Origin of the sequence: Nocardia sp. NPDC049737 (assembly GCF_040674755.1) — a bacterium.
GTDB lineage: Bacteria > Actinomycetota > Actinomycetes > Mycobacteriales > Mycobacteriaceae > Nocardia.
The window spans coordinates 157,651-180,913 of sequence record NZ_JBFANH010000019.1; the positions used below are offsets into that span (position 1 = coordinate 157,651).

The following is a 23,263-nucleotide window of genomic DNA, read 5'->3' on the forward strand; positions in this document are numbered from 1 at the left end:
GATGACTCAGCATGAACAATGGCGACGTTAGCCAGTGCGGGCAGGCGGTGTCAACCCAGACGATTCGTCATCGTGGACTTTCCGCAGGTAGAGATTGAATAGTGAGGAACGCAACAGTGCCCCACCCGACGACATGGATCTGAAACGATGCCTAGTCGCTGACAGCGTCGCGAAATGCGCTATCCCCCAACATCGCCCGAGGCATCGGCGTGCAGCCGAGCGCAGCGACCAGAAAATGGCAGCGGGAAAACCAAAAATTATTCGGGATTGACGAATTGGCGCTAGACTCAGTCCGGATTGGTCGGATGTCCAGGTTCGATCCCGTCGGCGCGAGTTACTCCTGGGAGTTCAGATCCGAATTCGTCCGGTCATGGGTTCACGAGGAGACATGATGCAAGTTTTCGGCAGCTGGACCCACCCACTCGGAAAGGTGCGACCGGCGGTCACCGCAGCCGCGATCGCAGTCGCGGCGAGCGCCGCTATCACCGGGCAAGCGAGCGCCGAACCGACCGCGGACACGCACTATGTGGCTCTCGGTGATTCCTTCGCCGCGGGCGCGGGCGTATTTCCGCAAACCGAACTCGCCACATGTTCACGGTCTGCGGTCAACTATCCAACGCTGGTCGCGAAGGAACTCGGCGTCGCGACCTTCAAGGACGTCACCTGCGGCGGGGCCACCTTGGACGACCTCACGAGCCCGCAGCGCGGCGTCGTCTCCGGAACCGCCGCCCCCCAGTTCGATGCGCTGACACCCGACACAACCTTGGTCACAATGACCATGGGCGGCAACGATATCGGTCTGGCGAAGCAGGCTCTGCTGTGCGGCAATATCTTGCCCGAACCCTACGGCACGTCGTGCACGGACACCTTCACGGCGAACGGCGTCGACACTTTCGCGGAACGAACCAGCGAGTTGGCACCCGTCTACGGGAACGCGATCGATGAAATCCGCTCGCGCGCACCCGAAGCCACGGTCGTGATCGTCGGCTACCCGACCGCGTCGCGCGCTGGAGCCTGTCCCGCGCAGCAGCCCGCATGGCCGCGCGACGCCGACTACCTCCAGGATGTGCTGGTCAACCTCAATACGCTGTTGCGCAATGTCGCCGCCGCACACGACGCGATCTTCGTCGACACGGCCACCTCCAGCATCGGACACGATATGTGCGCCGCACCGGAGCAGCAGTGGATCAACGGGCTGATCCCCTCGCTGTCGACTCCATCCATCGTCCCGCTGCATCCCAACACTTTCGGTGAGCAGAACATCGCACAGCAGGTTGTCGCCGCGCTGCGGTGAGATCGCGGCACTGGGCGCGGTACAGCGCCCAGTGTCCCGTCACTGGGACGCGGTGTCGTGAATCGCGAGCCGATCGGTCAGCCGAGCAGGGTTGATGCCCAGTTCCTCCCAGACCGCACCGCGTGAGGTCTATCAATGCTAGATCTAGCATTGATAGCTGGTAGACGCGCCGAAACCGCCGCTGTCAATGGCGATTCGCTAGTCTGCGAACAATGGACGCAGCAGAAGAGCGCACCGCATGAGACGGACCCCGGGCCGGGCCGGTCACGAGGATCGTCGTCGAGCGATCCTGGAGGCAGCCCTCGAGGTTTTCGCGGAACGCGGCTATCAAGGCGCGACCATTGCGATCGTCGCAGAGCGGGTCGGGCTCAGCCAGCAGGGTGTGCTGCACTACTTCCCCAATAAGCAGACGCTACTGGCGAATGTGCTCGCACTGCGGGATCAGAACGATCTCGATGTCCTGCTCGCCACCGCACAGGGTCGTTCGACAACCCTGGAAATCCTCGCCGAACTGGTGGAACGCAATGCCGAGCGACCCGGAATCGTGCAGTCGTTCACGGTGCTCGCGGCCGAAAGCGTCACCCAAGATCATCCGGCGCGCGAGTATTTCGTCGATCGATACGCAAAGGCCCGGGAAATGCTGACGGCCTTCCTGGAGCGTGATCTGGGCGGTGATCCGCCGCGCGGTGTCTCACATAGAGATGCCGCAGTGTTGCTGATCGCGGTGCTGGACGGGTTGCAACAGCAGTGGTTGCTATCGCCGGATGATGTGGATATGTCCGCGCTGCTGCGCAAGTTCCTGCAATTGATCCGCCCAGAATCGCAATGATAACGTATTGATTACTTTACCTACCGCCTGCTAGGTAAAGCCTTCATACTTCGAGGTTAGATGCCCGCGCTTCAGCCGAACAAGGGAGTCGACCGACATGGCGAATCACCGAGCCGACCGCGAGGCAGTAGTCGAAAAGGCTTTGGCCGCACTGGATCTGGATTCCCGTTGCCGCCTGCTCGCCGGACAGGACATGTGGTCCCTGCCCGCGATTCCGGAGATCGGGCTGGCGTCCGTCGTGATGTCCGACGGTCCGATCGGCGTGCGCGGTGTGCACTGGAGTCCGGAGGACCCTTCGATCGCCCTGCCGAGCCCGACCGCACTGGCCGCGACCTGGGATCCGACTCTGGCTCGGCAGGCCGGGCAACTCCTCGCGCAGGAGGCACGACGCAAGGGCGTGCACATGCTGCTGGCACCCACGCTCAATCTGCATCGAAGTCCGTTGGGCGGCAGGCATTTCGAGTGCTACTCGGAGGATCCGCTGCTGACCGGGGCTATCGGCGCGGCCTATGTGACCGGTGTTCAGGAGGGTGGTGTTGCCGCGACACCGAAGCATTTCGTGGCCAATGATTCCGAGACCGACCGATTCACCGTCGACGTGCGGGTATCCCAGCGCGCACTGCATGAGCTATATCTGGCCCCGTTCGAAACCGTGGTCGAGCAGGCCTCGCCGTGGGCATTGATGGCGGCCTACAACAGCGTCAACGGGGTCACGATGACCGAGAACAGCGCATTGCAGAACGAAATCGTGCGTGCGCGTTGGGGTTTCGATGGCGCAATCGTGTCCGACTGGACGGCGGCTCGCAATACCGTCGGTGCGGCCGTCGGCGGACTCGATATCGCGATGCCGGGTCCGCAGAGCGTCTTCGGGCAGGCTCTCGCGGAAGCCGTTCGCGCAGGCGAGGTTCCGGCCGAGACGATCGAGCAGATGGCGCGACATATGCTTCGGCTCGCCGCTCGGGTCGGTGCGTTGGCCGGGGCACCACCACAAGTCGCAACCGTGCCTGGGGCGCTCAACGGCGACGCGCTGGCTCGCGAGATCGCACAACGCTCGATTGTGCTGCTGCGCAACGAGAACGGCGTCCTGCCGTTCGGCACGGTCGGTCGCATCGCGGTGATCGGCCAGACCGCTGACCAGCCGAGGGCGCTCGGTGGCGGTAGCGCCCAGGTGTTCCCGCCGCATACCATCTCGCCACTCGAGGGCTTGCGGGCAGTACTCGATGCGGATACCGAACTGGTCTATGCCGTCGGCGCGGACCCCCGAGTCAAGATTCCCGCCGCCGAGGAGGGTTTCGATCTGCGGGTCCAGCTCTATGGCGCCGGTGACCGCTTGCTCGGCGAGCATCCGCTGCCGGAAGCCGCGATCGAATGGATCGGTGAATTCCCGGACGGTATCGCGGTCGGGGAACTGCATCGGGTCGATGTCACCGGAACCTTCACGCCACGAGCGACCGGAACGCATACGATGGCCATCGCGGGCGTCGGGGCGTTCCGACTGACGATCGGCGATATGACTTGTTTCGACGAAACCATCGTCGCGCAGGGCGATCCGCTGGCCGCCTTGCTCCGTCCGCCGGAGACGCTTTTCGATGTCGAACTTACTGCGGGACAGCGAGTTTCGGTGCATGTTACGCATACCGTCACGACGATGCCGGAAATGCCCATTGCCTTCGAGAAGTTCTCGCTCGGCCATCAGGAACCGAATATCGACCCCGAGGCGCTCATCGAAGAAGCGGTCGCCGCGGCGGCTTCGGCCGATGTGGCCGTGGTGGTCGTCGCCACTACGCCCGAGGTGGAGAGCGAAAGCTTCGACCGCACATCGCTTTCGCTGCCCGGTCGACAGGACGAGCTCGTCGCGCGGGTCGCCGCCGCCAATCCTCGCACCGTGGTCGTGGTGAATACCGGCTCACCCGTACACATGCCGTGGGCCGAGGATGTCGCGGCTGTCCTGCTCACGTGGTTTCCGGGACAGGAAGGCGGCGCCGCACTGGCCGATGTGCTCATGGGCCGAGCCGAGCCGAGCGGACGGCTGCCCACCACCTGGCCCACGCATCAGGATGACGCGCCGGTACTGAATGTCACGCCGACCGACGGTGCCCTCGCCTACGAGGAGGGTGCCTACATCGGATACCGTGCGTGGCAACGACTTTCGATCGCGCCGGCGTATTGGTTCGGACACGGAATCGGTTACACCAACTGGGAATACGAGAGCGCTGTGTTCGATCCTGATCCCTTGGCCGAGCGTGCGCTCGGCACGCTGACTGTTCGCGTTCGCAATGCCGGCGATCGTCGCGGCCGCGAAACGATCCAGACATATATCGCTCATTCATCGCAACCGGACCGACGGCTGGCCGCCTTCGCGGTTGTCGAAGCCGAGCCGGGGGAGACCGCCGAGGTGGCGCTCCCGATTCCCCGCCGAGCCGCCGAATCCTGGGACGAGGCAACCGAAACCTGGGTACTACCCACCGGCGCCTACGACCTGCTGACCGGCCGATCGGTTGCCGATATCCGCCTGACCACCGCTATTCAAGGATTGCACGCATGAGGTTGCACCGAATCACCTTGTTCCTCACCGGATTTGCACTATGCGCTGCGGCGATGCCGATGGCCGCCGCCGAGCCCGGACCGTATCCGACCGCCACTTGGGAGCAGGTGCAGGACGAGGAGACCCGCTGGGTACAGGAGGGCAAGGTCGAAGCGCCCACGCCGCCCGGAGTCAACCGGTACGACTGCGTGCCCACCGTCCCTGGCGCGGTTCCCGTTGTCCTACTGCATGGTTTCGCGGGCGACGAGTACCGAGCCTGGGGCTATCTCGGACCGGCCCTCGCCAATGCGGGCCTGTGTGTCTATTCCTTCTCTTATGGGGGCAGCAATGCCATGCAGGGCGGCGGCAATGGTCCGCTGGCCGACTCGGCGATCGAGGTCAAGCAGAAACTGACCGCGCTGACCACCCGGCTCGGCGCATCGAAGGTCGACCTGATCGGTCATTCCGAGGGCGGCATCATGGCGCAGTACATCGTGAAAACCGACCCGGATATCGCCAGTGATGTCCGTTCGGTGACCACCATCTCCTCGCCGACACACGGCACGCTCGGCAATCTCGGCGCGACCCTCCTCAATACCGGAAACCTCCGCGACGAACTTCCGGTCCCGCCCGCGGTGAAGGATCTATTGGCCGGATCGGCCTTCCTACAGGAGCTCAACTCCGGCCCCATCACCGTCCCCGGCGTCACCTACACCACCATCAGCAGCCGTTTCGACCCGATCTCGTCCCTCGGCCAGGCCCAGGCCATACTCGCGGAACCCGGTGTCGACAACTACGTCCTCCAAAACGTCTGCGCCGCCAGCAAAGCCGGACACAACGGCACGGTCTTCTCACCTACCACCGCCGCACTCGTGCTCAATGCCCTCGATCATTCGACCGTGCGCCCGATTCCATGCCAGCACGACTCAACCGGCTAGTTCACGAGGGCGAAAGCATCGCTTGTGCACCAACGGCATCCAGACCGTTCAGGTCGGCGGGGGCAAGCGCCGTCGGCGTCGGGAAGAGGTAGGAAAGGCCGAACTGCTGCAGGCCGCCGATGGGCGTGCCATAGGCAGTGACGAGATCGTCGAGAACATCTCTGTCCGACACCATGCCGCGTATGTCGTCCTCGAATGGATCCCATGGCTGGCCCGCGAGCAGCCGCTGCACTCTGGACACGAGGTGGATCAGCCCTTCGATATGCGGCACGTGCAGCACGAGTCGCGCGGCATCTGTTGTGGCCGAGCAGATTTCGATAACTCCCGGATCGTCGTCCATGACAATCGTTCGCCGATAGCAAGTCGACGTTGCACTTTCGACACCAGCGATAGCGGTCTGCGCGAGCTGTGCCAATCGCCGCTCGATATTCGTACCCTCCGCAACCGGCACCCGCAGCGCGAGACCACCATCGGCGACCAGACGGTCCGCACGTCGCCGACGTTTGCGCAGTTCGACGGGTGTTGCGCGAAATATCGCGACCATCACCCGGTTGAACTGACGCAGGCTCCCGAATCCAGCGGCAAAGGCGATATCGGTGACCGACAGATCGGTATCGTCCAATAGTCGTCGCGCGAAATGCGCACGCCGCGAGCGAGCCAGCTGATCCGGCGTCGCGCCGACCTGCTCATGGAACATCCGCCGCAGATGACGTTCCGAAACCGCAAGCCGCGCGGCGAGTTCCGCCTCATTGCCCTCGTCCAGTGCACCGTCGGCAATGAGATCGACAGCGCGACACACTAATTCGGACGCAATCGCGGGATTTCCAGCACCACGATAGGGCCGACAGCGGTGGCAGGACCGAAACCCCGCCGCCTCGGCACCCGCAGCCGAGGTGAAGGGGATGATATTTTCCGCCCGCGGACGGCCAGGACACGGCGGCAAACAGTAGATGCCGGTCGTGACGACGCCTTGGAACGATCCCATACCCCGAGTCTGCGCGCCGGGCCGCACACCGACCAGCCATATCCGGACACGACCTGTCCGGATATGGCGTGGTCGGCGGCGCCGCGCCACCCAGGATTGGTCGAATGAATGTACTGACGAGCAAAGATACGATCATCCGGGCTTGGCGCGAATTCGCGACGCAGGATCCCGACCGCATTGCCGCGGTATTCGCCCCGGACGCCGAATGGCTCGCCCCGCCGCAGAACGCCACCGCCCGCGCCATCGACGGCACCCATCACCTCGTCGGCCGCGACCGCATCGTGCGCTTCCTGACCAGGGAGTTTCCGACCGTCTTCGTCGCCGATCGAAGTGTGGAGTTCACCGCCATCATCGCCGAGGGCACGACGGTCGTCGTCGAGGAGCGGATGCGCGCGACATTGATGAATGGCAATCACTACGACAACGACTACTGCTTCGTCTTCGAATTGCGCGACGGCCTGATCCACCGCGTCCGCGAGTACATGGACACCCGCCGGGCGGAGGAATTGTTCAGCGCCGACTGAGAGTGCCGTCTCTCGGCAACTTCGGCCCGATCTCCGGCAGCCTGGACGATTGAACCTCCGGTCTGGATCGGACCGGAGGTTCAACTCACTTCACACCGATCGGCTTACCGAAGAATGAAGCGAAGGTCTCACCAAAGGTTGCCTTCAGCAGCTCGATTCCGTTCGGGTCCAAGGCCAACCAGCCGACATCAGCGGTGCTGCAACCCTGTTGCGCTGGAACACCATCGAGCCGATCACGCAGCCACAGGAGAGCGGGCGCAGTGCCCGAAACCTCGGTGACAACATGCTCGGCGAAGTGCTCGCGGGTGTATTGCACACTCGCGGAAGGACTTTGGCAGTAGGCATCGACCAGAGCATTCACCTGCCCCACCGGGATGATTTCATCCGGATTGCCCTGCCAGATGTACATCGGCATATCGGGTACCGACTTACCCATGCGGGTCTTGTCGAGCACGTCGACGACCGCCGGGTGCTGGATCGGATCGCCGGGCACCCGGAGCATGCCCTTCAGGTTCAGGAACGGCAGCAACGCGGATACATACTGCACACACAACCCGCCCTGGACGGTCGACACCGCCTTACCGAGCAGATCGATATTCCCCTCGATGAATCGGGCGAAATCCGGGTATTCGCGGGTGAGCCCGTTGACGGCGCCCAGGACCAGACCGGAGGTGAGCTGATTGTTCGCGACATTCAGCGTCACACCAAGATCGGCGGGCACACCGCCCTCGGCCGCACCAACGATATCGAGTTCGGGCGCATAGCCCTGCTTCAATTCGGCCGCGTGACCGGTGGCAATGGCGCCGCCGGAGTAGCCGTACATACCGATCCGGGCGTCGGATGCGAGCCGCATCGGCTCCAGATTGCGCGCCGCACGGATGCCGTCGAGCGTGATCCGCCCGGCCAGCGGTCCGGCCGCATAGGCATTGTTCGGTCCCTGATGATCGGGAATGACGACCGCCCAGCCCTGCTGCACCGCCCCCTGCGCGATCACCCACTCGGCAGGCGCGACGATCTGCCCGACGAACGGGCTGACCGAAAACTGTTGCACCGCATAGGAAGGAGCGCAGTATCCAGCCAAAGAATCTTCGGCGATCTGCATCGAGACGAGCTTGTCCGGCGCCGAACCGCGCGGCTTCACCACCGTCGCGACGGCCGCGATCGCCTCGTCCCGGCTGTTGTTCGAGCGGTAGGAGACCTGCCAGGCATCGACATTCACCGGGATCAACCCGAAGTTGGCGACATTCACCTGCCGCGCCGCGATGATCTCGCCCGGCGCCTTGCTCGCCACCAATTCGGCGGCCGGATGGTAGAAACCCGGATCCAATTCGGGCGGCAGCGGGAACGGTGCCGCAGGTTGCACCGCGACCGGTTCCCCCGGCGGCTCGGCGACCGTGACCGCGGTCGTCGCGAGCAGTGCGATGGCCGTGACTGCGGCCGAGAACATGATTCGCCGGGCACGACCCGCCAGCGGATTGATCAACTTCCATCCCCTTCACAGACTGTGAGACCACTCCGTCTCACATGTGGGCGACTATGACATAAGAGTGATGTGGATCGCAACAACGACCGCATAGGTGGGCAGTGACATAGTCCTGATTTGGCGACTCGATATGCCGAGCGGCCGCAGATGACGTAACTTTCACCGAACCGGCCGGTTGGTGCCGGACAGCTTGCTGGGGAAGCTCCGAGGAAATATGCACGGTCCCAATGAACCGGTCTCGACGGTTCTGTACTACGTCTTCTTGCTCTTCTATGGCGCACAGGATGCGCTGGGCAGGGCCTTCATCCTGGGCTGACCCGAGCCGCCACAGCACACCGAGCAGTCCGCGTGACCGCTCGGATACCGTGGTGCCTGTGATCGAGCACAGCGAGGCAACCAAAGGCGAAGCACCCTTGGTCGCAGCGCAGCCGAGCGCTTGCGAGGTGCAGCTGTGACCATCGTGGACAGGCAGTACGGCGGCCGCGCAGTGAGCGAGCGGAAGGCCGAGCGACGGCAGCGATTCCTGGACGCCGCCATCCGCACCTTCGCCGAGCGCGGCTACGCGGACTGCTCGCTGGCCGATGTGTGCACCGCGGCCGGGCTGTCCAAGCGGCAGTTCTACGAGGAGTTCCAGACCAGGGAAGATGTGCTCATCGCGTCCTACGACTACATCCAGGACCAGTCCGCGGCGGTGGTCGGGCAGGCCGTCGCGGCGCTGGGTCCGGATACGGATATCGCAGCCGGGCTCACCGCGGTGCTGACGGCGTTCATCGGTTCGATCAGCTCCGACCCGTACCGGGCCAAGGTCGCCTTCATCGAGGTGGTCGGGGTCAGCGAACGCATGGAACAGCACCGACGTGAGCGCCGCCACGCCTGGGCAGCGGCAATCGAGGCGCTGCTCATCTCGATCGCGGGCCCGGACATCCGCGTCCGCGGTGGAATCACCTGGGCGGCAAGCGCACTCATCGGCGCGATCAACGGCGTCGCGCACGAATGGATTCTGGCCGACCCACGCCCGCCGATCACGCAACTGGTCGAGGTGCTCGCCCCCATCGCCACCTCGCTGATCATCACCGAGGAATAGCGCGGCGGGCAGCGGCCACGTAGGTTCGGCGTATGCAACTCGGTCAGCCAAGTCGCACCGCCCTGGCCACGGCCTACGCGCGCGCCTACCACCAGATCGCGAGCGAGCCGCGCATCTTCACCGATCCGCTGGCCGTTCGAATCGCGGGAGTCACGCCCGGTCAACTGGCCGATCTGGAGACCGCGACGATTCAGGACGACTCGGACCTACGCCGCCGACGCCGTCTGTTCCTGGCCGCCCGTGCGCGCTTCGCCGAGGACACCGTTGCCGATGCGGTAGCGACGGGCACCCGGCAGGTAGTGATTCTCGGTGCAGGACTGGACACATTCGCCTATCGCAACCCGCATCCGGATGTGCGGGTATTCGAGGTCGATCATCCCGATACCCAGGAATGGAAGCGGCAGCAGCTCGATTCGGCGGGCATCGAACTCCCGGCGTCATTGACCTTCGCCCCGGTCGACTTCGAAAGCCAAACGCTCGCAGCAGGATTGGCTGCGGCCGGATTCGATCGGACTCGACCGGCCGTATTCGTCTGGCTCGGCGTCATCATGTACCTGACTCGCGACACGATCCTGGACACCCTACGGTTCGTCGCGGGCCAGGCGACACCGGTGCGGTTGGTCTTCGACTATCTCTATCCCGCTTCGGCATCCACGCCCGAGGAGATGGATCATCGCACCGCGCGCGCCGATCTGGTGGCATCGATCGGTGAGCCATGGCTGAGCTTCTTCACTGCCGATGAGATCGCAAATATCTTGCTGGAGACAGGATTCGATCAGCTCGACGATCGTGACGCACCCCACCTCATCGCCGGCTACCTCGGTATCGCGCCGCGAAAGGCTTCTGCTGTTGCGCCACATGTGCTGTGTGCCATGCGAACCGGGTAGATCAGCAGTCGAGTTGATCTGCGAGATCGAGGAAGTCGGTGGCGTTGATGTCGAAATCGTCGTCGAAAGAGACGTCCACGTCACCACCTTTGCCGAACTCGAGCGGACGTGCGACGAAGGCCGTCCGGAAACCCAGTGCGCCCGCCGCCTGAATGTCGTACTTGTGGCTGGCGACCATCATGATCTCGGAAGGTTCCAGCCCCAGATACCTTGCGGCCATGCGATACACCGTGGGGTCGGGCTTGAACGCGCCCGCCATCTCGGCGGTGAACACCGCATCCCACGGCAGCCCGGCGCGCTTCGACATATTCACCACGGCGGCGACATCCGCGTTCGACAAGGTTGCGATCGTGAATTTGCTTGCGAGCCTGTTTAATCCGGTGACCACATCGGGCCAGGGTTCGAGTCGCTGCCAGGCAAGGGTGAGATCCGCGCGTCGGTCGGGCGATAGGTCGATCCCGTAGTCACCCAATAGGCCATCCAGCGTGTTGGCGTAGACCGAATGCACGGTGACCCAGTTGTCTCGGTCGGGCTTCGCCTTCCGCAGGGCGGCGAAGTACTCGGCACGCCAGTGGTCTACGAAACCGGGCCAATCGATGTGGCGATATCGGGCACCACCGATTCTTCGAGCTTCGGCGCAGACGGTCGAATGAAAGTCTGTGGCCGTACCCTGCACATCGAAAAGCAATGCCCGCAACATAATTCGCACCATTCCCTATACGCGCTGGACCAGCAGATAGCTGCGCCGACTCGGATGTTCGGCATCCGGATGCGGTTCCCGGTCCAGGCGCGCCTCGAGGGCCAGACCAGCCGTCGCCAAGGCTTCGGATTCTGCAGACGGGTCCAGGTAATGGAAGGTGAGGTCAACCTGATGGCCCCACCAGTCCGTAAGCCTCTTGGCCCCGCCGATCGGAATGTCCGGGTCGCCGGTGTGAAATGCAATGAGCGCATGACCACCCGGACGCAACACCCGCGCGAACTCCGCATAGGCCGCCGCCCGTTGTTGCTCGTCCAAATGGATCACCGCGTACAGACAAACCAACCCCGCCAACGACTGCGCCCGCACCGGCAGCGCAGTCATGTCAGCAGCACCAACCGCCACCGAATTGGTCCGCCGCGCCACCGAACACATCGCAGGCGAAAGATCCATACCAACCGCCCGCACCGCGCGTCCCGCGAGATACGCCGCGACATGCCCCGGCCCACAACCAATATCCGCAACCACACCCCCGTTGGTGAGCTCGGCAAACACTCCCAATATCCCCCGATCCAACGGCTTACCCCGCAACTCGTCCCCAAGCTCATCGGCATAACGCTCGGCCACCAGGTCATAACTGCGTCGCGTGCCGATCATCCAGCCAGCGTAGTTCCGGCCCGCACCCCGCGCCCGCCGTGGACTAACGGCCTCGGGAAGACCGCGGCGCGCCCAGGGCAGACGAACCTCGAATGTGGCGGCGCCCGTCGTAGTCGGCGTCCGTTGTGGAGGCACGCGCCGCCCACACCGCCGAGCGTCCACACATACGCCGACGCCGACGGCAAGGACAGCACCGCCAAGCCGGGCACATGCCGCAGCCCGCGTCCGCAGACATCCACGTCGCAGCGCCGGACGCGGACGGTCGCGAACTAGGCATCAGCGGGGCCCACCCGATGCCCGTCCGCGGATTCATTGCATCGACACGCCAGGAACAGTCCGGACACGGCACGGACCGAAGTCCGCACCGTGGCGACTACTGGCTGCGCGTTGGGATTTACCGCACCCGAAAGACAGTCAATTTCCAGTCCGTTGAGCGGGTGCGGGCGATGCGCGCGGCGATGGCGAAGTGTTGGCGGCCGCGGTCGTAGGAGGCGAAGACTTCCGCGGTCGAGGCGTCGACCATCATGAGGCTCGCACGTTGGAGCACGGCGACACCGAGCGTTCGGCCTGGTGCGAGGTCGGCTCGAACTATGGTCCGGACCGCGGAGACCACTGCGGGCGTGGCCATTCCGGCGAGTTGGGCGACGGGGCGGCGGTGGTCGAGTATCTCGAGCGCCAGCCGCAGCGCACGCTCAACGAATTGCTGTGCCGTCGAATCCAATTCGACGACCGGAGGCAACTCTGCGTGCCCGGCACTGAGCGCCCGCCGCACACCCGGCGGGCCGGATCGTCCGGTCTGATCATTCCGCGATAACGGCGTGCGGCACGGTGACGCACGCGGCGGATCCTCGAATTCCACGCGGCTCCCGGCCGCACGGTACGGCAACAACGGCGGCTCAGTCCTCGGTGCATACGAAAGCCCCGACGGATGTCTCTCCATGCAACACCCCCAATTGAGTTCGAACTACTACCCCCGAGCTCGGACCGCGCCAGCATTCCACGAATATCCCCGCAGGTAAACCACCCAAGCGACCGCTCTGGCGTCAACACAATCAAGGTCAGGTGGCACTGGTGGAGCAGGCCCAAGTCGGCCGATGCCCGCACATATTCCACCTGATCTTGATACGAGTCAGGTGGAGATGCGGGCGAGGGTTTGCAGCGGGTCGGTGAGGACGTCGGCGAAGGCGAGTTCGGCGGCACCGACCAGAGGGGCATCGTCGGCGAGGGCAGAGGTGCGCAGGCGAACCCGCTCACGGACCGCGAGCAGGCCGTTCACTGCAAGCCGGCTTCGGACCTGCGCAGCGGAGGCGAGATATATCTCACGGAGCACACCACCGAACACAATCATCGTCGGATTGAAAATATTGACCAGGTTCGCAACGCCATATCCGAGCCAATCCCCAACCTGGTGCAACGCATCTCGGGCAGTGGCATCACCACGCGCGGCGGCATCCACAATCGCCTCCACAGCCGCACGCCCGGTGAGATCCGTCCGCCCAGCAGCCGCGATCAAGGCGAGCTCCCCCGCCTCGGCCTCCAAACAACCATGCGACCCGCACGTGCACGCCCGCCCACCCGGATTGACGATCATGTGCCCGACCTCGCCCCCATAACCGCCCTCACCACCGAGCAGCTTGCCGCCCATGATGATTCCGCCTCCGATACCGACCTCGCCGTGCAGATAGATCATGTCCGCGACCCCGACGCCGACACCCCGCTCACGTTCGGCGAGCGCACCGAGGTTGGCATTATTGCCGACCACGACGCGCAACCCGAGACGCTCCGAAAGCCGCGCCCCGACCGGCACATCCACCCACCCGATATTCGGCCCGTACCGAACGACCCCGTCCTGCTCACGCACCATCCCGCAGAACGCGACTCCCACACCCACACACATGGTCTCGGGCCCGGACCCGCGAATCATGTTCTCCGCGAGATCCACCAGCGCACCGATCACATCATTCGGATCGAATGCGCCGCTGGGACGGCGTGTTTCCCGACGATCGAGAATCACCCCGCCCAACCCGACCCGGGCCACCGCGAGCCGATCCGCCCCGACATCCAGCGCCACCCCATAAACCCGCTCCGATTCCGGCCGCACCACCAACGACGGCCGCCCTGCCTTCCCCGTCTGCCCCGGCAGCTCCTCGCTGACCAGACCGGCCGCGGCGAGGTCGGCGGTCAGCGCCAGAATGGTGCTGCGATTGAGCCCCATCCGCTCGGCGAGTGCCGTCCGCGACATGGGTCCGCTCGAGTGGACATGCCGCAGCAGCACGGCAAGGTTCTGCCGCCGGATCTCGTCCGGGGAAGGTGCAGCTCTCATTCGGGCGAACCTCCTCCCGGTTCTCGGTCAACTTCCTGGCAACGCACGCTTGCGCGACAGCGCATCCACTCCCGCTGCCAACAGCAGCACGAATCCTGTCACAACGAATTTGGTGCCCGCGCTGTAGCCCATCAGGCCCATTCCGTTATTGATCACCGCGACCACCGCCGCACCGAGCACCGCGTCGAGCATCCGCCCACGCCCACCGAACAGACTTGTACCGCCGATCACGGCCGCTCCGACAGCGGTCAGCAACACATCGCTGCCGCCGGTATTCGGATCCACGGAGTTGGCCCGTGATGCCGCGATCAGCCCGCCCACCGCGGCCATTGTCGAACACAGCACGAAGGCACAGATTTTGATCCGATCGACCGGAATGCCCGCCCGCCGAGCCGCTTCCGCACTGCCGCCGACCGCATAGATATGTCGGCCGAACGAGGTGCGGTTGAGCACGAACGTCCAAAGCAGTAGCAGCGCAACGATCAACGGCACCACGATCGGCATGCCCTTGAGCGAGTTGATCGCCGGATTGCGACTGCGCTCGTCATTGAGAATCAGCACCGCCGCACCCGCCACCACGGCAACCGCCGCGATCCGCAACGCGATCACCGGCGCGGTCTCACCGGTGAGACCGAGCTTGGTACGCGCGCGCAGTTTTCGGTATTGGATTACCGCGAATCCGGCCAGCAACGCCGCGTACATGACCCAGCCGAGCCAAGGCGGCACATTCTTATTTGCGATCGCGACGATCGTCTCATCGTGGATCGAGATATTTCGTCCGTTGTCCATGATCTTCAGCGCGACACCCTGCAATGCCAGGAACGCCGCCAATGTCACCACGAACGAAGGGATTCCGATCTTCACCACGATCGAGCCGATGGTCAGCCCGATCGCGACGCCAGTGAGCAGCGAGGCGAGAATCGCTGCGTACCAAGGCCATCCCTTATCGGTGAGCAGTACCGCGAGCACCGCTGCACACACACCGCTGGCGAATCCGGCAGACAGATCGATCTCACCGAGTAGCAATACGAAGATCAGCCCCATGGCGATCACCGCGATGGCCGCGCCCTGGGTTAAGAGATTCGCGAAATTGCCCTGCGTCATGAACACCGGCCGCGCGATCCAGAACACCACCGACAGCACCGCCAGCGCGATAATCGACGGCAGCGCACCCATATTCCCGCTGCGCACCCGCCCGATATACGTGTTGACCAGCTCGATCGCCGGCGAGGACGTGGCCTCCAACTTATCCGTAACCACGGCGCTCATACACTTGCTCCATTTCCGAGGCCGAGACTTCCGCTGCGACCGGCGGTGATCAGTTCGACGACCTGCGCGTGCGTCACGTCGGCGGTGCGCACCTGGGCCGCCATACGTCCGAGATACAGCGCTGCGATCCGATCCGAGACCGCGAAAACGTCGTTCATATTGTGCGAAATCAACACCACCGCAAGGCCTTTATCGGCCAGTCGGCGAACCAACTCGAGCACCTGCTGGGTCTGCGCGACACCCAGCGCGGCCGTCGGCTCGTCCAGGATCACCACCTTGCTGTTCCACAGCACGGCTTTCGCGATCGCGACCGTCTGACGCTGACCGCCGGACAGACTTGCCACCTGCTGTCGCACCGACTTAACCGTCCGAACCGATAAGCCCGCCAAAGTCTTTCCGGCCAGCTCCTCCATCCCGTACTCGTCGAGGACCAGGCCGTGCTTCTTCTCCCGGCCGAGGAACATGTTCTGCACGATGTCGAGGTTGTCGCAGAGCGCGAGATCCTGGTACACGATCTCGATGCCGAGGTCGGCTGCCTCACGCGGACTGTGCACACGCACCGGCCTGCCCTCGAACAGGAATTCACCCGAATCGATCGGGTGGGTGCCGCCGATGCACTTGACCAGGGTGGACTTGCCCGCGCCGTTATCGCCGACCAGCGCCGTCACCTCACCCGAGTACGCGGAGAACGCAACCTCGTGCAAGACGTGGACGGGACCGAAACTCTTTTCTATCCCGCGTAATTCGATGACCGGGGTATCCGGCATGGGTGCAGCTCCTCAAGTTGGGGGCGCCCCTTCCGCGGTCCCCTCATCGAATCGCGGAAGGGGCGGGGTAACACGATCAGCGGACCCCGTTATCCGCGCAGAGCTTGGCGAATTCGCCGGTGCACAGCTCGGCCTTGGTGACATAGCCATCCGCGACAACATCGTTCACGTTGTCCTTGAAGATGGCCTTCGGTTCCAGTAGCACCGCAGGCACTTTCGCATTAGCTTCCGGATCGTCGACGGTGCTGTTCGCCTCGCCCTTCTCACCCTTCGCGAGTGCGATCGCCAACTTCGCACCAGCATCGGCTTCCAACTTGATGGCCTTGTAGACGGTCATGCACTGATCGCCCGCGAGCACGTTCTGCAAGCCCTGGACCGTGGCATCCTGGCCGGTCACCGGGATCTGGCCGTTCAGCTTCTGCTTCTTCAGCACCGCGATAGCGGCATTGCCGAGCCCGTCGTTGGCTGCGACCACGCCGCCGAGATTCGGTGTGCCGGTGAGCATCTGCTCGAAAATTGTGCCCGCCTTGGTGTTATCCCACTCCGGCACCGCCTGATCCGGCCCCTTCACATACTCACCCGAGTCGAACTTCGGCTCGAGCACGCTGTCGTAGCCGTTCTTGAACAGCGTCGCGTTGTTATCGGTCGGGCCACCATTCAGATACGCGATGATCGGATTGACGGCCTTCTTATCGGTGAGGCACTTGGCCAGCCCGTCCCCCATCAACTTGCCGACCTTGACATTGTCGAACGACACATAGAACGGTGCCCCGCCGCCGAGAGTCAGTCTGTCGTAATCGATTACGGTCACACCCTGCGACTTCGCCTTCTGGATCACGGCCTTGCCGGTCCCGCTGTCGAGGTTGGTGATCATGAGCACCGAGGCGCCATTGGTGATCATCTGATCCGCGATGGTCTGGAAGGCGTTCTTATCCCCCTGCGCGTTCTGGATATCCGCCTTGATCCCCGCCGCGTCGAACGCCGCCTGCAGATACTTCCGATCCGCCGTCTCCCACCGCGCGGAGGTCTTGCTGTCCGGCAGGATCACCCCGATCTTGGCGCCCCCACCCCCGGAGTCCTTATTGTCGTCCCCGCAGGCAGTGAGCGAGGTGAGAAGCGCGACCGATACGGCCGCAATGCCGAGGATCCCCTTACGCATGAGGGCGAGCCTTTCGTCGAACCACCGCCCGATCAAGCCGGGCAGTCGAGCAAGAGCGAATGTTGTTCGATGCAACATATTGCACCGCGAGCCGAAGCACAGCCGTTTCGCAAAGATATTTGTTGTTTGCGATAACAATCCGGTTTCAAGCGCAGAACGCGCCACTCAGGATGACGAAGTGGTCGACCTCTCGGCGCGACTCCTATCGGGGCTCGTGCACGATGCGGGGAGGCCCTCCGATGCTGCGCAGGATCCTCCCCTCGGCGCTTCCATGGACGACGTTCCTGCCCGGGAGCGCGGTTGAAGACCTCCTCCGACAATTGGTCTCGACCTTGCAAGCATCGGTTTCGATCGACAACCTCGCGCCGGTCTCCCAGCTACTCGTCGAATGGCGCCACACCGCCGAGATCTACGCGGATCCAAGCCTCCTCGAGGCCGCAACCCGAAAGCTCGGTGATGACGGAGGGCCAGTGCCGCGCCCCGAATCCGATCAAGGCGCGGTGTGAGCCCGAAACGGCACCGTGATCCGTTTCCTCTACGAACCCGATGACCACCCCACCGGCTTCGCCGGCCCGGAATTCGGCCCCGACGGCACCCCGAGCGCATACCGGAAGCCGCGACTCGGCAGCGATTCGTAATCAGCGAACGGCGAGGGCCCACCGTCTTCAACAACCAACAAGCTCCGTTGGCGCATCCCCTCGAGTTCTCTCGGCGACCAAGTCGATGAACGGTACGTGCTTCGTGACGTGGCCGGAGCCTGGGGCGGGAACGTTCCAGGCTTGTCCGGCGCAATATCCTCGGAGTGGACGGTCGTGAGGAGTTGCGGTGGATAGATGTCCTGTTGGGGTCTCTGGTCGAAATCGGTGGCGTGAGCACGGTGCATGGCGTGGGGCGGTGCGCAGGGCCGAACTTCCTGGAGGGCAGCCGGTTTGGGTCGTCAGTGGGTATGACGAGGTAGCGGGGCTGTTGGGCGATGTGCGGCTGAGTGTGGATAAGCGGTATTCAGGGGGTGGGTATTCGGGGTTTTCGTTGCCGCGTGCGTTGGATCGGAATCTGCTGAATTTGGATGGTGCCGAGCATATTCGGATACGGCGGCTCGCTGCGCCCGCGTTCTCGCGGAGGTCGGCCGATTCGCTTCGGGAGGTAGTTCAGCGGATCAGCGCGGCCACGTTTCGTACGATGGACGAAACGGTCAGTGGCACAGTCGATTTACTGAATCAGCTCTGTGTTCCGGTGCCAGCACTCGTGATCGGTGAACTGCTCGGTGTGCCAGCTGATCGGCATGACGCGCTGCGCGATGCCGCTACCGCGATGGTGACGTTCGACACTACGTCGAAGGAGTCCGCCAGCCGACTGGCGGAGGCGGTCGAATGGCTGGCAGGGACATTCACAAGCCTGGTGCGGTCCAAACGCGACGAGCCGGGCGATGATCTGATCAGTGGATGGGTGTGGGCGCGTGCCGATGCGGACCTCCTGTCCGAGGATGAGCTGATTTCGCTGGCGTTTCTGATGATGCTGGCCGGCCTGGAGAATGTGGTTCATTTGTGCGGCAACATATTTGCCGCGCTCTTGGCCGCTGATGTACCAGACGACTGGATGGCTCGGCGTGGCGAGTTGATGGAGGCTGCCAATCCGCTGCCGTTCGCGATTCGGCGATTCGCCGTCAGCGACTTGATGATTGGCGACCAGATCATCCCCAAGGGCGACACCGTGCTCTTGTCGGTATTCGGTGCCGATTCGGATCCTGCCCGCAATGGGCGACCGAGCCTGATGTTCGGGCGCGGACCCCACTATTGCCTGGGCGCACAGGTCAGCGATCTGATCGTCGACGCGGTGGTGCCGGAGTTGTTCGTTCGGTATCCGCGAGTGCGCCTGGCTGTGCCGGAATCCGAGCTGGAGTATCGGGCATCATGGCGGTCTCATGGATTGGAGGCGTTGCCGGTGCGGCTCCGGGACTGATCCGAGTCCCAGGAGAATTCGGCAAGAATGCATGGCATGAACGAAATGGTTGAAGTCAGGGCGACGAGCGCGGCTCCGGATCGTGCGGTCGACAATCCGTCCGACGAAGCCGTGCACGACCTGCTCGCCGACATGAACTTCAGGTATCCGTACATCATTGTCGAACGCCCGAATCTGGTGCCGCTCGGCCACTTTTACATCCAGGTTCATATGGATGACCAAGTGGATCCGGAGGATGGTCACGGATACTTCATCGAATACCGCGACGGCGGGCCCGATCAACATTTCCGAGCCACGGTGCACGATACGGCGCCGTGGGACAGTGCATACTCGCCCGCCTTCGAGTTGGTAGTGAAAGTGGTGCAGGACTGGGCTTCTCAGCGGCCGGGGTGGCGGGAGGCACTGTCGTGGGAGCGGATCAACCTCCAGGCCTAGGCGGATCCTTTGCCGACGGGGACGCGATCGCCAGCAGAATGCGGTCAGCCGCTCGCCCAAGATCAGGCGGAGCGACGGGTTCGGTGCTCGGCGACGTGCACGCGGGTCGAACAGCGGGTCGAACAGTATCTGCGCCTGCCGTTGCGTGAGGTGTCGACGAAGACAATGCCGCACCCTTCGCGAGCGCAACGTCCGATGCGGCCGGGATCCTCGCAGAAAAGCTCCGCGAGCCCGGCCGCGGTGTACGCCTTGACGCGCTCATCGGTCGGAGCGTCCTCTCGGGCGTAGTGCAGGTGCGGCGCGCGGCCGTCGTGGGTGGAGATGTAGGGCTGGCTGGTCGTTTCGGCCAATAGGGAGTTGAGCAACTCGACGCTCGGTTCGGTGAAGACCTCGTCGAGCCGCGCGATCCAGCGGCGCAGCTCGGCGGTCTGCCGGATGTTGAGGGTGCCGAGCGGCTTGTATCCGGAATCGGCGAGTAGCTGCAACAGGTCTTGCCGCGGGTCCGCGTTCACCAGTCGAGCGGCGAGTTCGGCCGCCGCGCCTCCGTAAGGGTTGAAATGCACTAAGTCATTACATCAGGCTGGATGCATGATCGCTACCTGCCCGTCTTGCTCCTGGTCGTCGCCTACCCTCGTGTCGTCGCACGGCGCCATCAGCTACCTGCGTTGCATCTGCGGGCGGTGGCTGATCAGCGAGCACGGCTCCGTGGTGGCGCTGGCAGGGACCAGCACGATGGGCCTAGCTGCCCGCCCGCCACTCCGGAGCCGGCACTGACCAGACCTCCACATCGAGCCGCTGCCCACGAGGCGGGCAAAACTCCCATAGCACACCGTCTTCGGTCATTCCCAACCGCCGCGTCACGGCGATGCCGGCATGATTCGGTGACGCGACCAGCCACCCCACGCGGTGGATGCCGCGCTCCTGGATTGCCCAGTCGATGATCACGCGGGCGGTCCGGGTCGCCAGGCCACGGCCCGCCGCCGAGGGCTCCAGCAGTCCGCTTCGGCGACGCCGAGTGCGAGGACCATCGTCCGAAACAGGACGCTGTGGACCAACTTGCCCTCCAGCCGGATCCCATAGATCCGGCCGGTGTCGGCCGCCCGTTGGTAGCTAATGCCGGAGCCGGCGTCCTCCCATGGCCTTGTTGCGGTACATCGCGGTGTCGACGGCGTGCATCATTTCGTCGATATCGGTGGGGCGGTCTTCGGCGAAAACCGTTCCGATGCTGGCGCCTACGACCACGGGCCGCCCGCCCACCTGGATCGGCGTGCCGAGCCCGTCGAGCAGCAGCGCGGAAATTGCTTCCAATTGCTCTGTGCCAGTGCACTTCTCGACGAGTACGATGAACTCGTCGCCGCCGATTCGCGCGACCAATCCGCCGACGGATTCGGCGGATTGCCGAAGCCGCTGGGCAACGTCGCGCAGCACCCGATCCCCTATCGTATGCCCCCACACATCGTTGACTTCCTTGAAGCCGTCGAGGTCCAGATAGCAAACACCAACTGGTGGAATGGCATTGGCCAGTCGATTGAAGAACAGGACACGATTGGGCAAGCCGGTCAGGCTGTCGTGGTTGGCATCGTGCCACAGCTGGTCGGCCAGTTGTTTGCGTTCGGTGACGTCGACGGCGACACCGATCAGGAAGCGGACCCGCCCACTGCTGTCGCGGACCGCGGACATGGACAGGTCGATGCTGGTGATGGTGCCGTCGCGGCGGAGATGGTCGGTTTCGAGACGGAAGCGGTCGGTCCGACCGCTGAGTAGGTGCTCCAAATTGGCATATGCGTCACCGATATTCGCGGGACCGAGCAATTCGGCGACCGACCGACCGGGCATCATCGCCGCGGGTAGTCCGAGCATATCGGCCATGGCCGCGTTCACCTCCAGTACCCGACCGGTGACGTCGACAGTCCCGATCCCAACCGACGCTCCCGCGAAGACCGCTTCGAACCTGGCCTCCGACAATTGCCTTCGCACCTCGGCCTCCTGCGCGGCCGAAAACGCCGCTGCGAGTGTGGTTTCCTGCTCCCCTAATGCCGCGTTCCGCAGCGCAGAGGTGAAACCCGCGGCGAACTCGGCAGCGACAACTATCGCACGCTCGCGAACTGGCACGTAATCGGATTCGGTTCCGGTGGGGCAGATTTCACGAACCATATCCCGGCAGATAACCAGAACCGAACGGCTGACGGCGATCTGGTCACGATAATTCGCCGTGACGAGCACCGCGGCGGCGTCCTGGGCAACCGTGACCTCCCGCGTCCCGCGCAGGGCCGCGATCAGCACATCGGCGAGTTCCGCTAGCAGAGTTTCGATTTGGCTTCGGGTGATGATCGGAGCGACAGCGCCGTCGAGCGCATCCGCCCATCGCATCGCCAGCTCACGCGTCCCCACACGAACCCCCTGCCACGGCTCCGGTCAGACTTTCCGGCCGACGCCCGCCAGGCCGAGCGATCGGCCCGGCGTCTCGTATAGGTCGCGTTCGGATTCCGGCCGCCAGGCAGGTAACTCGACGACACCGGGCTCGACCAGCTCCCACCCGTCGAACATCGCGCAGATACCGTCCTTCGAGCGGAAGTGGATGCCGACGCGGGTCACATCGGCCGCATTGCGACCGAGCTTGCCCGCGTCCTCGGGGCGCAGCTCCGATGTCAGGTGTGAGATCGCGACGTAGCTTCCGGTGGGGACAGCCGCATGCAGCGCGGAAACCTTCTCGACCGGCAGCTCTTCGTCGGATACCAAGTGCAGCACCGCAACCAGCAACACCCCGACCGGTTGCGCGAAATCGATGCGGCCGGTCTCGCGGACTCGGGCGAGCAGCTCATCGGGCTTGCGCAGGTCGGCTTCGATGGCGGCGACCTTGTCGTTGTCCACCAGAATCGCGCGGGCGTGGGCGACCGCGACCGGATCGATATCGGCGTAGAGCACGCGAATCTCCGGATCAATGGACTGTGCGACCTCGTGCACATTGCCCGCCGTCGGAATGCCCGAACCGATATCGAGGAACTGACGCACCCCCTGGTCGGCCAGGAAGCGGACCGCACGGCGCAGGAAAGCCCGATTGCTCAGCGCCAGACGGGGCAGGTCGGGCACCAGTTGTTTGCCGGCCTCGGCGGCTTTGCGATCGATCTCGAAATTGTGTGAGCCGCCCAGCAAGGCGTCATACATCCGTGCCGGGCTCGCCTGTTGCATATCCACGCCCTCGGGCGCCCACGCAGGCCTGTCCATCGCATCCCCTCTGCATTCACCACCGGACCAACCCATCCAGGTCCGCACCGCCGGATACCGCGTTGTTGATCACCGAATGGTGCAGTCCGCATAGTAGTCGGGCCGGTCGGTCCGAATGATCACGAATTCGCCACTGTTGACCTGGGCCTTCGAGCGGCGATTCATATTCACACATGCGCATGAGTGCAACATCGACTACGCTGTCGGACGGCAGCAATATCAAG

At 64.0% G+C, this 23,263-nt stretch carries 23 protein-coding genes and 1 pseudogene; 10 read left to right on the forward strand and 14 right to left on the reverse strand.

The genetic code is table 11. The annotated features are described in order from the left end of the window. Positions 1-388: 388 nt before the first annotated feature. The 4 genes from AB0J47_RS25170 to AB0J47_RS25185 all read left to right on the forward strand — a co-directional run bounded on the left by AB0J47_RS25170 (position 389) and on the right by AB0J47_RS25185 (position 5,585). Positions 389-1,294 (forward strand): SGNH/GDSL hydrolase family protein, encoded by a 906-nt coding sequence (locus tag AB0J47_RS25170; RefSeq protein ID WP_364350583.1) that lies wholly within the window; start codon positions 389-391, stop codon positions 1,292-1,294. Positions 1,295-1,532: 238 nt separating this feature from the next. Then, positions 1,533-2,123, forward strand: a complete 591-nt coding sequence (locus tag AB0J47_RS25175) for a TetR/AcrR family transcriptional regulator (RefSeq protein WP_364350586.1) — start codon at positions 1,533-1,535, stop codon at positions 2,121-2,123. A 97-nt stretch (positions 2,124-2,220) separates the two neighbouring features. Beyond that, positions 2,221-4,668, forward strand: a complete 2,448-nt coding sequence (locus tag AB0J47_RS25180) for a glycoside hydrolase family 3 C-terminal domain-containing protein (RefSeq protein ID WP_364350589.1) — start codon at positions 2,221-2,223, stop codon at positions 4,666-4,668. Further along, positions 4,665-5,585, forward strand: coding sequence for an alpha/beta fold hydrolase (locus AB0J47_RS25185; protein WP_364350592.1), 921 nt, complete (start codon positions 4,665-4,667; stop codon positions 5,583-5,585). Before AB0J47_RS25180 ends, AB0J47_RS25185 begins: the two co-directional genes overlap by 4 nt. 1 nt (position 5,586) lies before the next feature. On the opposite strand, the gene AB0J47_RS25190 is transcribed toward AB0J47_RS25185, so the two are convergent. Beyond that, positions 5,587-6,384: a helix-turn-helix domain-containing protein gene (locus AB0J47_RS25190; RefSeq protein ID WP_364350687.1), complete on the reverse strand. Its 798-nt coding sequence runs from the start codon at positions 6,382-6,384 to the stop codon at positions 5,587-5,589. Between the two features lie 51 nt (positions 6,385-6,435). Beyond that, positions 6,436-6,570 (reverse strand): annotated as a pseudogene (locus tag AB0J47_RS25195) (Ada metal-binding domain-containing protein); the annotation flags it as partial. A gap of 104 nt (positions 6,571-6,674) precedes the next feature. Between AB0J47_RS25195 and AB0J47_RS25200 the strand changes: the two are divergent. Next, a complete protein-coding gene (locus AB0J47_RS25200) occupies positions 6,675-7,094 on the forward strand; it encodes a nuclear transport factor 2 family protein (protein ID WP_364350595.1) in 420 nt (139 codons plus the stop codon). A gap of 85 nt (positions 7,095-7,179) precedes the next feature. On the opposite strand, the gene AB0J47_RS25205 is transcribed toward AB0J47_RS25200, so the two are convergent. Further along, positions 7,180-8,577 (reverse strand): lipase family protein, encoded by a 1,398-nt coding sequence (locus AB0J47_RS25205; protein WP_364350598.1) that lies wholly within the window; start codon positions 8,575-8,577, stop codon positions 7,180-7,182. 451 nt (positions 8,578-9,028) lie between these two features. Here AB0J47_RS25205 and AB0J47_RS25210 point away from each other — a divergent pair, with 451 nt between their 5' ends. Together AB0J47_RS25210 and AB0J47_RS25215 are read left to right on the forward strand one after the other, a co-directional pair. Continuing rightward, positions 9,029-9,661: a TetR/AcrR family transcriptional regulator gene (locus AB0J47_RS25210; RefSeq protein ID WP_364350601.1), complete on the forward strand. Its 633-nt coding sequence runs from the start codon at positions 9,029-9,031 to the stop codon at positions 9,659-9,661. A gap of 32 nt (positions 9,662-9,693) precedes the next feature. Further along, positions 9,694-10,548 (forward strand): SAM-dependent methyltransferase, encoded by an 855-nt coding sequence (locus AB0J47_RS25215; protein ID WP_364350604.1) that lies wholly within the window; start codon positions 9,694-9,696, stop codon positions 10,546-10,548. A 1-nt stretch (position 10,549) separates the two neighbouring features. Here AB0J47_RS25215 and AB0J47_RS25220 read toward each other — a convergent pair whose 3' ends face one another. The 7 genes from AB0J47_RS25220 to AB0J47_RS25250 form a co-directional block, all read right to left on the reverse strand. Continuing rightward, the gene (locus AB0J47_RS25220; RefSeq protein WP_364350607.1) at positions 10,550-11,260 is read right to left on the reverse strand and encodes a haloacid dehalogenase type II; all 711 of its coding nucleotides are present in this window, start codon (positions 11,258-11,260) and stop codon (positions 10,550-10,552) included. Between the two features lie 3 nt (positions 11,261-11,263). Continuing rightward, on the reverse strand, positions 11,264-11,902 hold the full coding sequence (locus AB0J47_RS25225) for a class I SAM-dependent methyltransferase (protein ID WP_364350610.1): 639 nt from the start codon (positions 11,900-11,902) through the stop codon (positions 11,264-11,266). Between the two features lie 394 nt (positions 11,903-12,296). Further along, positions 12,297-12,761 (reverse strand): Rv3235 family protein, encoded by a 465-nt coding sequence (locus AB0J47_RS25230; RefSeq protein WP_364350613.1) that lies wholly within the window; start codon positions 12,759-12,761, stop codon positions 12,297-12,299. 270 nt (positions 12,762-13,031) lie between these two features. Then, a complete protein-coding gene (locus tag AB0J47_RS25235) occupies positions 13,032-14,225 on the reverse strand; it encodes an ROK family protein (protein WP_364350616.1) in 1,194 nt (397 codons plus the stop codon). A gap of 27 nt (positions 14,226-14,252) precedes the next feature. Beyond that, positions 14,253-15,494, reverse strand: coding sequence for an ABC transporter permease (locus AB0J47_RS25240; RefSeq protein ID WP_364350619.1), 1,242 nt, complete (start codon positions 15,492-15,494; stop codon positions 14,253-14,255). After that, complete coding sequence (locus AB0J47_RS25245) at positions 15,491-16,261, reverse strand: ATP-binding cassette domain-containing protein (RefSeq protein ID WP_364350622.1); 771 nt, start codon at positions 16,259-16,261, stop codon at positions 15,491-15,493. The genes AB0J47_RS25240 and AB0J47_RS25245 overlap by 4 nt, the downstream gene beginning before the upstream one ends. 76 nt (positions 16,262-16,337) lie before the next feature. After that, positions 16,338-17,420, reverse strand: coding sequence for a substrate-binding domain-containing protein (locus tag AB0J47_RS25250; RefSeq protein WP_364350625.1), 1,083 nt, complete (start codon positions 17,418-17,420; stop codon positions 16,338-16,340). A 239-nt stretch (positions 17,421-17,659) separates the two neighbouring features. Between AB0J47_RS25250 and AB0J47_RS25255 the strand changes: the two genes are divergently transcribed. From AB0J47_RS25255 to AB0J47_RS25265, 3 genes are all read left to right on the forward strand, one after another. Continuing rightward, on the forward strand, positions 17,660-17,926 hold the full coding sequence (locus AB0J47_RS25255) for a hypothetical protein (RefSeq protein WP_364350628.1): 267 nt from the start codon (positions 17,660-17,662) through the stop codon (positions 17,924-17,926). Positions 17,927-18,599: 673 nt separating this feature from the next. Beyond that, positions 18,600-19,379 carry a hypothetical protein gene (locus AB0J47_RS25260; RefSeq protein WP_364350631.1) on the forward strand — a complete coding sequence of 260 codons (780 nt, stop codon included), beginning with the start codon at positions 18,600-18,602 and terminating at the stop codon, positions 19,377-19,379. Positions 19,380-19,415: 36 nt separating this feature from the next. Continuing rightward, positions 19,416-19,814, forward strand: coding sequence for a hypothetical protein (locus tag AB0J47_RS25265; RefSeq protein ID WP_364350634.1), 399 nt, complete (start codon positions 19,416-19,418; stop codon positions 19,812-19,814). Positions 19,815-19,876: 62 nt separating this feature from the next. Here AB0J47_RS25265 and AB0J47_RS25270 read toward each other — a convergent pair whose 3' ends face one another. The 4 genes from AB0J47_RS25270 to AB0J47_RS25285 all read right to left on the reverse strand — a co-directional run bounded on the left by AB0J47_RS25270 (position 19,877) and on the right by AB0J47_RS25285 (position 23,039). Beyond that, entirely contained in the window at positions 19,877-20,377 is a 501-nt protein-coding gene (locus tag AB0J47_RS25270) for a CGNR zinc finger domain-containing protein (protein WP_364350637.1), read from the reverse strand. Between the two features lie 175 nt (positions 20,378-20,552). After that, positions 20,553-20,810, reverse strand: coding sequence for a GNAT family protein (locus AB0J47_RS25275; protein ID WP_364350690.1), 258 nt, complete (start codon positions 20,808-20,810; stop codon positions 20,553-20,555). 114 nt (positions 20,811-20,924) lie between these two features. Beyond that, complete coding sequence (locus tag AB0J47_RS25280; RefSeq protein WP_364350640.1) at positions 20,925-22,205, reverse strand: sensor domain-containing diguanylate cyclase; 1,281 nt, start codon at positions 22,203-22,205, stop codon at positions 20,925-20,927. A 24-nt stretch (positions 22,206-22,229) separates the two neighbouring features. Then, positions 22,230-23,039 (reverse strand): SAM-dependent methyltransferase, encoded by an 810-nt coding sequence (locus AB0J47_RS25285; protein WP_364350643.1) that lies wholly within the window; start codon positions 23,037-23,039, stop codon positions 22,230-22,232. Between the last annotated feature and the right edge of the window lie 224 nt (positions 23,040-23,263).